We start from the raw sequence: 14,153 nt of genomic DNA, 5'->3' as shown, positions 1-14,153 counted from the left end.
TCTATTCCTTATTTCCAAATATTTTCGACATTCGTTACAATCACATCCCAAATTTCACGCATTTTATTAATCTTACTTGTCCTCTTTGCTTGAGGCGTGCTACTAGGCTTTTGTGTATTTTGTGGTAGCGTCTTTGCTTTACAGCCACAATCACTTTTTTTAATATCTTCTGAGACTCTGATCATCGCCAACTTTGTACTACTACCTAGAAATTGTGCATAATCTCGCATCTGTTCTCGATCAGGGGGATCATTACTATCTAAAAACTTAATCTCAACCCAGTGCAAGATATTATCAACTGTTGGAGCCTTCATGATATTAGCTACAACAATCACATCCGCACCAAAACGACCAGAACCAGGTGTTTCCATAAATTGATGTCGAGGTGGCTCTGCCCCATTTACCATCAATGGCTGTTTAGTTCGTTTATCATAAATAACTTCTGCTTTGATTGGGCACTTATGCTCCATCACAATATCTACAAGTGCAAAAATCACTTGTACTGCTTTTTGTCTGAGATGCCGTAATCCCCCCATAAGTTGATTACTTTTTCAGTCACAGTTTCCTTTTTAGATGCCTTCCCTGTCGCCCCACCAATTTGATTGCTAAAACAACAAACTTTGCAAATTACCGACTTAAACAGAATTCGCTTTTTAGTATATACATCATACCAAGCTCCAACACTTGAAGGTCGAGAAGGAGCGGTTGGTTTAGTTGAACCACTCGGTTGAGGTGCTGTTGAACTAGTTTGTTCTTTCTTAATATCTGTTGCAACTTCAGTCGCAAAGGAGAATACAAATTCAATAATTTCCTGCGCAATTACAGCCCCTGTATCTTTCAGAAACGGGATAAGATGTTTCTTAACAATCTCAGATGTAACTTTGGCTGCTTGATTTAATAACTTTTTTAGAACAGTTAATAAAACACGAAGTAAAAATGCGATAACGATAGCAACATACTGCAATTTAAATTCCTCTTATTCTTCTTCACTTTCAGCATCAACATCATCAAATACATCTTCGCTATCTTCTTTATAGAAAAGCTCTTGATAACTTTTTTTCAGTAAAGGAGATTCTGATGAAGCCTCGTCACTATTGGGAATATCCGCAATAAATAAATCAACTTTTTCTCGTACGTCTGTTTGAATTGGCAGAGTCTTACCATAGGTGTCCGTTACACCCGTTACTACAGCACCATTTTCTGCAACCAACTTATAGTTATAGTTCACCATAGGCTGTTTTAACTCATTTAAAAATGTTATAGCCGCAGAATATGGTTGATCCACCATCACTGGTAGGATTGGTAATGCTGGACTTACCTTCGCCCCACCCATAAACAAATGCTGCCCCGCCTTCACCTCAAACTTACCACCCGTAGTCGGAAAAATCCCTGAGCCATTCAGCTTAAGTTGCGAACTCTGTGCGGTAAATACAATTTCTTTAGGACTGGTAATTTCAATACGGTCTTCGGTTGAAATAATTTGAATCCCTTGCTTGGCAAGTAAGTCCATGCCATCCGATTGAGCATGTACCTCAAATTTACCTTTTGCAGCCACCTGCTTGATCCCATTCTGCGCGGCAAAAAGGCTAATCCTGTTCTGAACATGAGCTACTAGATTCTTTTGCGTACTCAGATTAATGCTATCGCCTGCAATCTGATTAATTTGCCCATCTGCTGAGAGATGAATATCTTCATTACTACTCAGACCAATTCCCGCAGGTGAATTTAACAGCAATAAAGCTTTTTCAAATTTTGCAATCTTCTTCTGAATTTGATCCGCAAAGTCTTTTAACTGTTCTAAAGATTCAATTTCATCCGTTTGCTGGTTCTTGGCAACTTCACTGAGAGCCTTGGCATTACTTTGATTACCCTGAAGCTGCTGTTTAGCAACTTGTGCATCGAGATGTTCACCTTGTGCTTGATCTTGTTTATGCGTGGAAAGTAATAAACCATCGCCTGCACGTACTGCCCCCCACTGATCAGTACGCAGCTCAAAGCCTTCACCACGGTCTTCACTTTCAGCCTTGTCTTTTGGATGGCTCAGTTTACCGAGATTCAGTTGGCTAGCGGCATGACTACTTTGTAGTTGTGCGCTGATTTGACCTGTGGTGTCATCAAAACGCAGTTGGTTAAAACCTTCACCTTGAACTTCTTTGGACTTGATCCCTGCCAGTTTTTTAGTGTCAGGCAACTTACCAGCATTATCAAACTTGGTTGGACTACTTTGTGCTTCATGAATCCGTCCGACCACATAGGGACGGTCAATATTGCCATCAAAGAAGTTAATCACCACGATCTCACCAATTCTTGGCAAGAACCGTGCGCCGTAGCCTTCGCCCGCCCATGGGGTCAACACATCGATCCATGCTGAATCTGTGTCGTTGTCATTGGCACCTGCGCCACCATCATGACTATGATTATCTGCGCGAGTAAACAGGAATCTCAACTTCAATGGACCCTGTTCTATCCTGAATAATCAGGCCATACACTAAAGGGTATCGAGTTTTTTGTAGCTCCTCCTCGACATTTATTAATACACCTCGCACACAGAACAATTGTTGTTCTTTTTTCCGCTGGGCAATACAAGCATTTAATGTATCACCTAAAAAGTTATGTAAGTCACTAATAGTAAAAGTGGGTAAAAAGTTCTGGTTCATAATACATCTTAAAATTTATTTACAACTAGTTACAGCTTTAGCTTGGAATAAAGCCACCTAGGCTATTCCCCGTCCCAATACCAATACACTTCTCCCCAATCCAGCTCGGTAAGGGTTGGAAGAATTTCACCCTGCTTAAAATATTGACGTGAATCTGGTTGTGCTGGTGTTTTCCAATAACCTGTTCGTGGACATGACTCTCCACCTTTCACTTTGAGCGCCTCTTCCTCTAGCGATAATTCATTAACCTTATTGATTCGTTTTCCTTCAGGCCAACTACTGTCTTCATCGAAACGACGCATCCATGCAATGCCTTCTTCATAACTGAGATGCTCATTAGGATCATCATCCCATTGTGCATAGCCAACCAGTTTCAGCTCATCACAACGTATCGGCTTAATTAAAGCATTGGCATAAACAGGCAAAACAGGCACACCATCTTCAACAGGATACATGGAGAGCTCTCCGAGTCGAATCCATAAGCCTATTTGATTTTCTGGATATTCGATTTCCTTGATTTCGACCTCTTTAAAACGGCTAAAGTAAGTCTTGATCTCTTCAGTTGTTTTTTCTAGTTTCGCAATCCAATATGGATCAAGTAAAAAGCTCCAGACAGGTGTACGTATACCTGAGCCTAATTTACGTTCATTGATATAACCATCAGTATCTTCATGACTATGGCTTCCATTAAAGTCTGGATGATCAATATCGACACCATAAAAAGCCTGAGTCACAATCTTTTCAAGACTGTTAATCTCATAACTCCCCAAATGCATGGATGCAGCCTGAGCAATTTCAAATCCACTGTAAGTATGACGAGGCTTTAACGTATCGATACAATGTTCAACAAACTGATGCCATTTCTCTTTATTTTCCTGACTCGCAATATACCAAGCATATCTAAAGTTCATTTTCAAATGGCTGTATCGCATATATGGTCTTTCAGCAATAGTCATTGAATATGACCACACGGCTGAACTAATTTCAGTATCATCAGAGACAGTTGCTGTAAAGTAAACAGAGCCCGTTTTCTGATATTGTCTTTGGCAAATCGATTCTAAACCAAGTAGTAATGCTTCAGCATTGTCCGCTTTAATAAATACATCTTTGATTGGATGTATAAAATGAGTCCACACTTCATTTTTAATTTGGCTAAACTCATTAAAGATCTCAATGAACTTATTAATCAGTTGAGGTACTTCTTCCTCTGAGTGATAAACATAAAAAGAAACATAGGGTCCAATACCATATACATCACCACCTTCGTCACCAATCACCCAAAGCTTATCTGTTGCTTTAATTTCTTCAATCCATTCAGCTTGGTCTGCTTCGCTTACAAAAGGTTCAACAGTACTCATTATCGCCCACCTCTACCAGATTTCTTGGTTCCTGCTTGTTCATTCGGTTTCTCTTTACCTTTTTCTAAGGCAATATCTTCAGGATAACGAAACAAAGAAAGATAACCACCTTCATCTAAACCCTTTCCAGAATGATTGTTATGTTTACCATATTTTTTCTCTTTTGCATTTTTACAAGCATCCAATAAATCATCATATTTAGAAAATTGTGCTTTTTTAATCGAATCCCCCTGAAACTTAATTTCCACAATCGCAAAAAGATTTGTTTTTGAGATCGGTTCCAAACGAGATTCAGCAATAACCAAATCGGCAGCAATACTCCCTCTTTGGTTATGGTAAGGTGTTGGATAAAAAGGATTCAGATCAAGACTTCCTGTTCGTTTCAGTCTTGGATTGCCAGGAAACAATAACTGGGGATCTTCAAACTTTGCCCCAAAACACACTTCTGTCTTGATCGGAGCCTTCCAGCCCAAAATCTCATCCACAAACTCAAACATGATTGAGGTTGCCAATTGTTTTAAACGCGCAATTAAAAACTCACTACCAATGTCTTCATCCAGAATCTCAGACAAGATCAAGCCTGCCCAACTTTCCAATACTTTTTGTCGTGCTTTAGGCAAATCACTGACCTTGACGCCTCTTTTCTTTTTGAGTTGTGGAAACCCATTGGCATTGGCTTTTTCACAAACTTCCGAAATCACTTTTCGAAAAGGTATTTTTTCTGAAATCTGTTTCTTAAAGCCTTGATAACCACGTTGTCGTGGTGCACGTGTTTCTGGGTTCTGAGGATCTTTTTCCCTTAAATGTTCTAGATATGCAATTTCAGAAGCATATACAAGATGTCCATTAAACTCTTTTTCCAGATCATGAATGATCTTCTTTATTTCGGCCTTGGCCTTTTCTAGCTCTTGTCTATAATTTGCTTGCCCTTCGTATAAGTTTGAACCATAGCTATATAACTCATATACCGTTAACGCGGCTGTAAAAGCTCGTGCAAGAACTACACCTAAACCAATTAAAGGCAACATTACTCGTCTCCTTCGAGATCAGGAGATTGCTGATCGAGTTGACTTAACAAGTTGGCATATTTCCCTTCAAGTTGGCTCTGCCAACTACTTGTAATTCTTTCTGCTTCTTTCAACATTTTTACATCATAAGTGATTTTTTCTGATTGCTCTGTCTGAACATAATCTGTTTCACCAAACTGATTGGTAATACCTTGCTTTAACACATTGCCAGCTTTATCCAGAATTTTATATTCATGTTCAACGAAAGGACTACCATCACCTTTATACAAGAAGAATTTACCGATGTTTTTATCTAGAGGCGGTGGATTTGGTAAAGTTATTTTTGGGACTGAAACCTTAGCTCCACCCATAAACAAATGCTGCCCTGCCTTCACCTCAAACTTACCACCAGTGGTCGGGAAAATCCCTGAACCATTTAGCTTGAGTTGCGAACTCTGTGCGGTAAATACAATTTCTTTAGGACTGGTAATTTCAATACGGTCTTCGGTCGAGATAATTTGAATTCCTTGCTTGGCAAGCAAGTCTATCCCATCTGATTGAGCATGCACGTCAAACTTACCTTTCGCAGCGACTTGCTTGATCCCATTCTGTGCTGCAAACAGGCTAATCCTGTTCTGGACATGGGCAACCAGATTTTTTTGTGTGCTTAGGTTAATGCTATCACCCGTAATCTGATTGATCTGTCCATCCGCTGATAAGTGTATATCTTCATTAGTACTGAGACCAATCCCCGCAGGTGAGCTGAGTAACAATAGCGCTTTATTAAACTTGGCAATATTAGCTTCAATTTCTTCCGCAAATTCTTTGAGTTGATCCAGTGATTCTATTTCATCGGTCTGTTGGTTCTTGGCAACTTCACTTAAGGCCTTGGCATTGTTTTGATTGCCCTCAAGCTGCTGTTTAGCAACTTGTGCATCGAGGTGTTCACCTTGGGCTTGATCTTGTTTATGCGTGGAAAGTAATAAACCATCGCCTGCACGAACTGCACCCCATTGATCAGTCCGTAGTTCAAAACCCTCACCACGATCTTCACTTTCAGCTTTATCTTTTGGATGGCTCAGTTTACCTAAATTGAGTTGGCTAGCGGCATGACTGCTTTGCAACTGGGCACTAATCTGTCCCGTGGTGTCATCAAAACGGAGCTGGTTAAAACCTTCACCTTGGTATTCTTTGGACTTGATCCCTGCCAGTTTCTTGGTATCAGGCAGCTTGCCTGCATTGTCAAACTTGGTCGGGCTACGCTGGCCTTCATGAATTCTTCCCACCACAAATGGACGGTCAATATTGCCATCAAAGAAGTCGATGACTACGATTTCTCCAATACGCGGTAAGAAACGTGCACCATAGCCTTCACCTGCCCATGGGGTCAGTACATCGATCCATGCAGAATCAGTATCATTGTCATTCGCTCCCTATGTTCACTAAACTTTAGCGATAAATGGCTCAACTTTACTTACTCAGCTATTACAACCACTCTTTAAATTATATATCGGGCTATGTGTCAGCAGATTAGTAATTATTCCTTCTATAATAAAAAGCTGTTCTGCTAAGTAATCTATTATTTTTTGCGATTTATTGAATTTCATTTCTTTCCATGTTTTGATTCATCTGCCTGTCGAGCCAAGTCTAATCGATATGTAAAATCCTTCCAGCGTTCATGTTCAACATCATCCTTCTTATTCTTCCACTCCAAATCTGTCAAAGCGAAGTTTTGTAAATCCATACGACTAGGTTCATGAAAGCCTATTTTTTTTAATATAGCTTCTAATTCGATACTCTGCCCATCAAAGCTGCCGCCAACTTGCCAGCCTATAAAAATAAATATTAAAAAGGAACAAAATAAGGTAATTAGCATATAGTTTTCTAATAAAAGATTAAAACCACCTAAAAGTGAAATTGCTACTACCCCAAATATTAAACTAAGACAGCCAATGACTCCTATAATTTTAATACCAAAAACTCTATATCGCCATCTTCCTTTGACTACCTCTTGACCAGTCCAAATATAATTATTTTGAATATCAATAACTGCTATTGCGCAAGAATAATTATTATCTATATGTTTCGCCACTACTTGAACCTTATCCCCCTTTTTAAAAACAACTTCAGGAAAACACCCCTTAAAATAATGCTTACTTCCATTATTATCAGTGAGTTCAAAGGCAAAATCCTGTACATCTAATCCTTCATCACTAGCTGCAAAACTTGCTAAGGCAGCACTACCAATCTGCCCCACTAATGCGGAACTTACCGCAATAGCATTTGTACCAGACTGCAATCCACTATTTAAATTTTGCATATTCACTCGAGTCAGTAGATCAGTAATGACTCCTTCTACTATAAATAATTGCTCAGTAAGAATATCTATTGCCAATTGCGTTTTATTCATACTTGCCATATTTCATCACTCCCTTTAAACAAAAATTTTATAGTAATCTTCTAATTCTTGAGTTTCAGACATCAGCTGATTACCCTTATTTTGTCTAAAAACTGAATGTTCACACCAACGCTGTAACTTTGTAGCTTCCATATAAACTAATAACCCAATTTCAGCTAAAGTCAGTACTAATCCAATACCGCTAGCCCAAGCAATGCCACGTAATAAAACATTTCTTACAGCTTCTCGAGTAAAATTTTTAAAAATCAGTAATGCTTTTTGTCCAAATAAATATCCGCCTAAACGTTGTATTGCTGGACTTCCTCCGACTCGTTTTAAATAATCCATTAAAGGACCAATATAAGTTAAAGCTGCGAATAAACCCAAAATAGTAGCGAATGCACCCGACACCCCCCTAGCAAAATATAAGACCTTCAGACTATTGAGAGTTCCAACTTTACTCCCAAGATTCGTAAATTTTTGAAAATCTAACCAAGCACTTATACTTCCAGCAACCGCACTTAAACTACCTGCGACCCACTTAATGGCAGCTCTTTGTATATTGGCAGCTGCACGTGTAGCTGCTGCCCCAGCACCACTATAAGTTGTCTGGGTGGCAACTTCACGCACACCCTTCCCTAATCCATAAAAAATATCCAGAGCGAAAGCCATTAAAGCAGCTACTGATGCAGTTAAAGCTGCAATTTGTTCTCCAGTCTTATATTTTCCCGAGCTTAACATGGTAGCTAAATTAATAGACTCCAATAAAACCAAGATTCCAGACGCCCTAACCTGATGATAATTATTGGTAGCATTCTTCATATCCTGCCCCAAAATCTGTTCTAGTTTTCTCGCTACTTCTGTTTTTTTCTGCATTGCATCATCTAATAGTACATCCAGTGATGCTAAAGTCGCAGCCTGTGCACTTGATGCGACTTTAGTACCCAGTTGCGGAGCAACTCGAATTACTTTATCGGCAATTTTTTGTTTTTCTGGATCAATATTATGCACTACTTGATCAAAGCGTAGTTTTGCTGCCAATTCTCCCATTTGAGCAAATAATAATTTCTGCGAGATAGCTTTAACAAACATCTTTTCTGTCTGAGTGCCCATACCCACCCGAAATACAGTTCGAGCAAAATTAGAAACAAATAGCATGCTCTTCTTTTCAGTATTGCTAAACGCAAGATTACCAATATTATTTTTATTTTGATTACGTACCCACTCATCCCATGCGGAATCTGTTTTCTTCAAAAAATCCACCACACCCTTTACTGCCTTTATACCCACTGCGGTAAAATCTGTTGCTTTGGCGACGATCTCTTCATGTAGTTTTTTAGCCTCGTTTTGATTACTGTATAAACCCCGTATAAATAAATTACCACGTTCAAATTGAGGTTTTATAATCCATCTATCTATCTGTTCAGCTGCTTGGGTCGCCCCCTCCATACCAAACAGCATGGCAGCAACATGCGACTTAAATGCACAGCCATTTTGTAAATCAGTATTATCATAAACCTCCAACCCATCCAACAGACTTTCTGAATTAATCCAATTTAAATGATCCATTGCTCGCTGATTCGCCACGATGAGTGCTGTATCATATTTTTTAGCTGCTTCAGCCTTGAATGCCTCAACTTCAGCATAATTAAGATTTTCATCACAAGTCTGCCAACTCGCTTTTGTATCCAGACGAATAGCCTGCTCTGCGTTATTACCACGTCGCTGCAATAACTGTTCATGCTCTCGCAAAACTTCTTGCTTACGTAATCGAATGCGTTCCACCTCCTGTATATCACCTCGCTTTGCTGCTGCTTGTGACATTTCATTCAAAGTAAGCAGTCTGCCCTGTAGCCGTCCATCCAATGGTGTCCGAGTCTCCTGCTCTCTTGAAGTATGAAATTTCTGGATACTTCCTGCGAGTGCTCCCTTGAGATTATCCACTTGCTGGGCTGCATCCAGTTTCCGTTGATTGCTAATCCCCATCGCATCTTTAATATTTAAATATTCATCAACAGGCGCATAAGCTAGATTTCTAAAGTCATTCAAAGCAACAGTAATCCCTACAGGGTCATAGAGAACAATACTGGCATAAAACTTTGGTAGTGAATTAAACTGCTTAAAAGCATGCTGTATACGGTTGCCAAAACTATTAAGGTTATGGATAGATGTTTTGAGATTCTGATGATTTAAACAATGTTGCTGGGCCATATTGCCCCCTTTCCATCCTTCAACATCTATTTTTTGCCACATTCCTTTTTGTACAAAGCTCTCTGGGTTCTGCTCCATTTGCTTGATTTTATTCTGAGTTAAAGCAACATGCGTATATAATAGATAGGTCGTTTTTTCTTTATCTTTAGGATTATGCGGGACAGTAATCAATGACCCCATAAAAGTATGAGTAGCTGACTTACAGGCAAATTCTGGGACAGATACAGGTGCAGTCTTACCAATTGGAAATAAGGATAAATAACCTTTAGGTGTCACTTTGTAAGCATACCACTCCTTACGCCCTGAACTTCGAACAACCAGTTGATATACATAGCCTGAATCCAGCATTTCAGCCACGTAACTCGAATGCTGTAACTTAACACTTTTAACATTCGCACCTAAGCTGGTAGCCAAAGTGGGAGCTTTCTGCTGAGTGACTGCATAACGCAAAGGCAAAATATGAAAACCTTCTTCTCGACAAAATGTTGAGCATTTTTTATCGGTGGTACTACTATTCAAATTTTGAGTTAATATTTTTCTGGAACTTTCTGAAATGGTATTTTCAGGCATGGTTATTTGTTTACTTTTATTTTCCTCTGCCAATTTTTGGCTAATATTTTTATTATTATTGGCATCTAAATATTTATTGGAAACTTTTACTTTATTATTCATAACCATATTCCTTATTTAATAAATCTTCTTTCATCTTTTCCCAATGACTTTCTGCTAAAAAATTCATAGCATCTGTAAAACTACCGACTTCTGCTTTATTCAACCAATATTGCTGTAATGTCTCTCTAGTCAATTTATATTGCATAAACTGTGGATGTATCATCCAACTATACAAAGCATATGAGATAAGATCAGGGTAATTAGTAATTTGATAATCATGATATGCCGACTGAATTGCCAATAGTGTTTTCAATGGGCAAATGCGTGTATGCTCATCAGGCATTAAATTAAAAGCCTGTTGGTAAGCCAAATTACTCACTTCTATCAAGTCCAGATTTATTGACTCATTTGGGCTAATCTGTAACTTCTTAAATTTTTCTCCCGCAATCCTATCCTCCTTGCTAAAAAGATATACACCACTGACATGATAAAAGTTCCATTCATCAAAAGAATGGAGTAAAGATGCCACTCTTTCATCATCCAGAATGATATTTAGATAAACCAACACTCGAGGATCAAACCATCTAAAATAAACCTTTTTCCCTTGATCATTGAGAACTAATGTGTTTCTGAGATGTTTTGCCAAAACATCTAACTCATCAGCAGATCGACCAAAACCACAAACGACATAACAATCATTACGAAAATCAAAGTTTTTCTTTAGAAAATAAACCAAGTCATCTCTAATGCTTTCCAGTTGTTCAATTTTGGTCAACCGTAGTAAATATAGCGGACTCTTCTGAGTAGACTGCGCTATTGGAATATAAGCAATTTCATCATGACTAAATTTCGGAAGTTGCTCTACAAGAAAATTTTCAAATAGCGTTTTATCTAATAAAAATACAACATGCTTATCTTGCTGATAAACTTTTAATATATTTTCCCAAATCATCTCATCATTAAATTCTTTATTTTCTAATTGTTGAATGATCATTTATAGCTCAACCTTGGCAGCACCATTCTGTGCAGCCTGAGTTTGTTTCGCAGAACAATCTGGCATATTCAAAGCAGGTGAAGTAACAGATGCTCCAGAGTTAAATAAATGCTGCCCTGCTTTTGCTTCAAACTTGCCACCCGTCATAGGAAAAATACCCGAGCCATTAATTTTGATTTGAGAACTTCCCGCAGTGATTACAATCTCTTTGGGACTGGTAATCGTTATTCTATCTTCGGTTGATGTAACCTGAATCCCTTGCTTGGCAAGTAAATCCATACCTTCAGCCTGAGCCAACATCTCAAACTTGCCTTTAGCAGCCACCTGTTTAATCCCATTCTGTGCTGCAAACAGACTTAGCTTACCACTCGCATGTGCGATCAAATTCTTTTGTGTACTTAGGTTAATACTATCACCCGTAATCTGATTGATCTGTCCATCCGCAGAAAGATGAATATCTTCACTGGTGCTCAGACCAATTCCCACAGGTGAATTTAACAGCAATAAAGCTTTTTCAAATTTTGCCATCTTGTCCTGAATCTGATCAGCAAAGTCTTTTAACTGTTCTAATGATTCAATTTCATCCGTTTGCTGATTCTTGGCAACTTCACTGAGTGCTTTAGCATTGCTTTGATTGCCTTCGAGCTGCTGCTTAGCTGGCTGGGCATCCAGATACTCACCCTGTGCCTGATCCTGTTTCTGCGTACTCAGCAGTAAACCCTGACCTGCACGAACCGCACCCCACTGATCGGTCCGTAGTTCAAAGCCCTCTCCACGATCTTCACTTTCAGCCTTGTCTTTTGGATGGCTCAGTTTACCGAGATTCAGTTGGCTAGCAGCATGACTACTTTGTAGTTGTGCGCTAATTTGACCTGTAGTGTCATCAAAACGCAGTTGGTTAAAGCCTTCACCTTGAACTTCTTTGGATTTGATCCCTGCCAGTTTTTTGGTATCAGGCAGCTTGCCTGCATTGTCAAACTTGGTCGGGCTACGTTGTGCCTCATGAATCCGTCCGACGACATAGGGACGGTCAATATTGCCATCAAAGAAGCTGATCACCACAATCTCACCAATTCTTGGCAAGAAACGTGCGCCGTAGCCTTCACCTGCCCACGGTGTAAGTACATCGATCCATGCTGAATCTGCGTCGTTGTCATTGACACCTGCGCCACCATCATGGCTGTGATCATCTGCTCGAGTAAACAGGAATCTGACTTTAATGCGGCCCCATTCATCGACATGGATTTCTTCACCACTTGGCCCCACCACTTTGGCACGCATTGGGTGTACTTTTGGTTTGTGGGTTAATGGGTTGTATTCTGGAACAGTGCTAATGTTGCGTCGCTGTAGGGTCAGTTGGTTAGCTTGGCGTTCTTCTGAATTTGTTGTATTAAATTGATTCGGTTGCCAATTGCTTTGTGCTAACAGTTGATTGATCTGTAGGTTTAAGTCTTTAGGGAGGTTATTCTGGTTATAAAAGGTCTTTTCTGTAATCAGAAATTCTTTCTCTGCCCCTGAATGCTGGTCAATCTCAGGATGCTCATTGAGTTGAAACCAGTAACCGACATGGGCATCTCGGACTGTCGATTGGGCTTTAAATTGTTTAGCTTGGGATGCGTGGTAGTTGTTAAGGTTTTTATTGAATCTTTCGAGCTGGCGATTACCCGATGCTGTTGCACCATCTTCCTTGTTTAGGTCTTGCATCCATGCAGGTGAAAAGTGCCAAGCATCTTCTAAGCCTAAACTTGCCGTGTCCTGATTGTCACTGTGTTGATGAGTGCTGAGAACTGAACCTGCACCTTCATCTATATCCAGCACATCAGCTTGCCAACGGTTGATATAGACAGACGTCGGTTGTAGTGAGCGTACTCCAGTAAAGGCTATGATACTGTCCTGTCGTTCTGTTGCACTGCTACGATGGTAGCGAATCTGTCGACGATCTAAGGCTTGATATTGGCTATTGTCATCAATCAAACGAAGTTTTTGAGCTTGGATCGGCGCATTGACATGTGGAACAACATGTTCAGATTCATCAATTAACATGCTAATGCCTTCCGATGCTAGAAGGCGTTTGATAAAGTCGATATCCAGTTCATTGTGTTGCATGATAAATGGGCGGATATCGTAGTCTTGTGTCAAACCACTTAAATCAAGAGTCAGGCTAGATGCAAATAAGGGACTACGTTGCTGCCACTCTTTGAATAATATCTCTATGATATCACGAACGCTTTTATTCATGAATACCCGAGAGTTTCGACGATATTTGAGTAGAGCTGTTGGATCTTCTACGGTGAGTTTGTATAGGGTGAGGCTTCCATCCGATTGTCCAATATCTGCACCCGTGATAATCCCTGTGGTACGAGTGAGTTGACCTTGGTCGGTCACTTGATCAATTGCAACTTGGCTACCAATAAATTGCTTTAAAGGAATAACTGCGCTCGTTGATAGGCAGATCAATTCTGCCTTAAATCCCTCATTGAGTTTATGTGTCCCATCAATACGTTGCAAAAACACCTGAGCGTTTAAATCGGGATTAGAAAATAAAATATGCAAAGCACGTTTTTGTGCAGTAAGCCCTAAACTATCTAAGGCTTGAAATATATTGTTCAACATCTTGTTATAGGCTTTCGCTTAAATTTAACGCATTTTACAAAGTATCATGACCACCTGTCTATACAGTTCTGTCTATTTATGACAATTTATGTCACTCCACCGATAATGATTGCCTCAAACCTCTCCTTCAAAATAGCAAAGACCACCCCTATCAGTGTTATGTTTTTACTCACTTGTATCCTATCCCCTCTATATTTCACATCCTAGATTGCTTATCCTTTCTGAAGATTTTAACCTTCTTCAACTGATACCTTTATAATTCATGAGCAATACCCAAGTCCTCTACATTGGCGGCCCTCTTTG

8 protein-coding genes and 2 pseudogenes are annotated in these 14,153 nt (G+C 39.5%); all 10 read right to left on the bottom strand.

Annotation, left to right across the window (positions count from 1 at the left end):
- Positions 1-8: 8 nt before the first annotated feature.
- The gene (locus V6E90_RS11070) at positions 9-536 is read right to left on the bottom strand and encodes a hypothetical protein (RefSeq protein ID WP_332605337.1); all 528 of its coding nucleotides are present in this window, start codon (positions 534-536) and stop codon (positions 9-11) included.
- Positions 494-964, bottom strand: a complete 471-nt coding sequence (locus tag V6E90_RS11065) for a hypothetical protein (RefSeq protein WP_332605336.1) — start codon at positions 962-964, stop codon at positions 494-496. Before V6E90_RS11065 ends, V6E90_RS11070 begins: the two co-directional genes overlap by 43 nt.
- Positions 965-976: 12 nt before the next feature.
- Positions 977-2,464 (bottom strand): annotated as a pseudogene (locus tag V6E90_RS11060) (DUF2345 domain-containing protein); the annotation flags it as partial.
- A gap of 255 nt (positions 2,465-2,719) precedes the next feature.
- Positions 2,720-4,015 carry a type VI immunity family protein gene (locus V6E90_RS11055; RefSeq protein ID WP_332605335.1) on the bottom strand — a complete coding sequence of 432 codons (1,296 nt, stop codon included), beginning with the start codon at positions 4,013-4,015 and terminating at the stop codon, positions 2,720-2,722.
- Positions 4,015-5,043, bottom strand: coding sequence for a hypothetical protein (locus V6E90_RS11050; protein ID WP_332605334.1), 1,029 nt, complete (start codon positions 5,041-5,043; stop codon positions 4,015-4,017). Before V6E90_RS11050 ends, V6E90_RS11055 begins: the two co-directional genes overlap by 1 nt.
- Before the next feature lie 337 nt (positions 5,044-5,380).
- Positions 5,381-6,455, bottom strand: a pseudogene (locus V6E90_RS11045) (DUF2345 domain-containing protein); the annotation flags it as partial.
- A 170-nt stretch (positions 6,456-6,625) separates the two neighbouring features.
- Positions 6,626-7,441 (bottom strand): putative type VI secretion system effector, encoded by an 816-nt coding sequence (locus tag V6E90_RS11040; protein ID WP_332605333.1) that lies wholly within the window; start codon positions 7,439-7,441, stop codon positions 6,626-6,628.
- A 15-nt stretch (positions 7,442-7,456) separates the two neighbouring features.
- Positions 7,457-10,303 carry a T6SS effector BTH_I2691 family protein gene (locus tag V6E90_RS11035; protein WP_332605332.1) on the bottom strand — a complete coding sequence of 949 codons (2,847 nt, stop codon included), beginning with the start codon at positions 10,301-10,303 and terminating at the stop codon, positions 7,457-7,459.
- Positions 10,296-11,237 (bottom strand): DUF4123 domain-containing protein, encoded by a 942-nt coding sequence (locus V6E90_RS11030; RefSeq protein WP_332605331.1) that lies wholly within the window; start codon positions 11,235-11,237, stop codon positions 10,296-10,298. The genes V6E90_RS11035 and V6E90_RS11030 overlap by 8 nt, the downstream gene beginning before the upstream one ends.
- Positions 11,238-13,850, bottom strand: a complete 2,613-nt coding sequence (locus V6E90_RS11025; protein ID WP_332605330.1) for a type VI secretion system Vgr family protein — start codon at positions 13,848-13,850, stop codon at positions 11,238-11,240.
- Between the last annotated feature and the right edge of the window lie 303 nt (positions 13,851-14,153).

The organism is Acinetobacter sp. ESBL14 (assembly GCF_036668815.1).
In the GTDB taxonomy this organism is placed as follows: domain Bacteria; phylum Pseudomonadota; class Gammaproteobacteria; order Pseudomonadales; family Moraxellaceae; genus Acinetobacter; species Acinetobacter gyllenbergii.
Note: the sequence above shows the minus strand (reverse complement) of the source record. Positions and strands in the feature narration are given on the sequence as shown.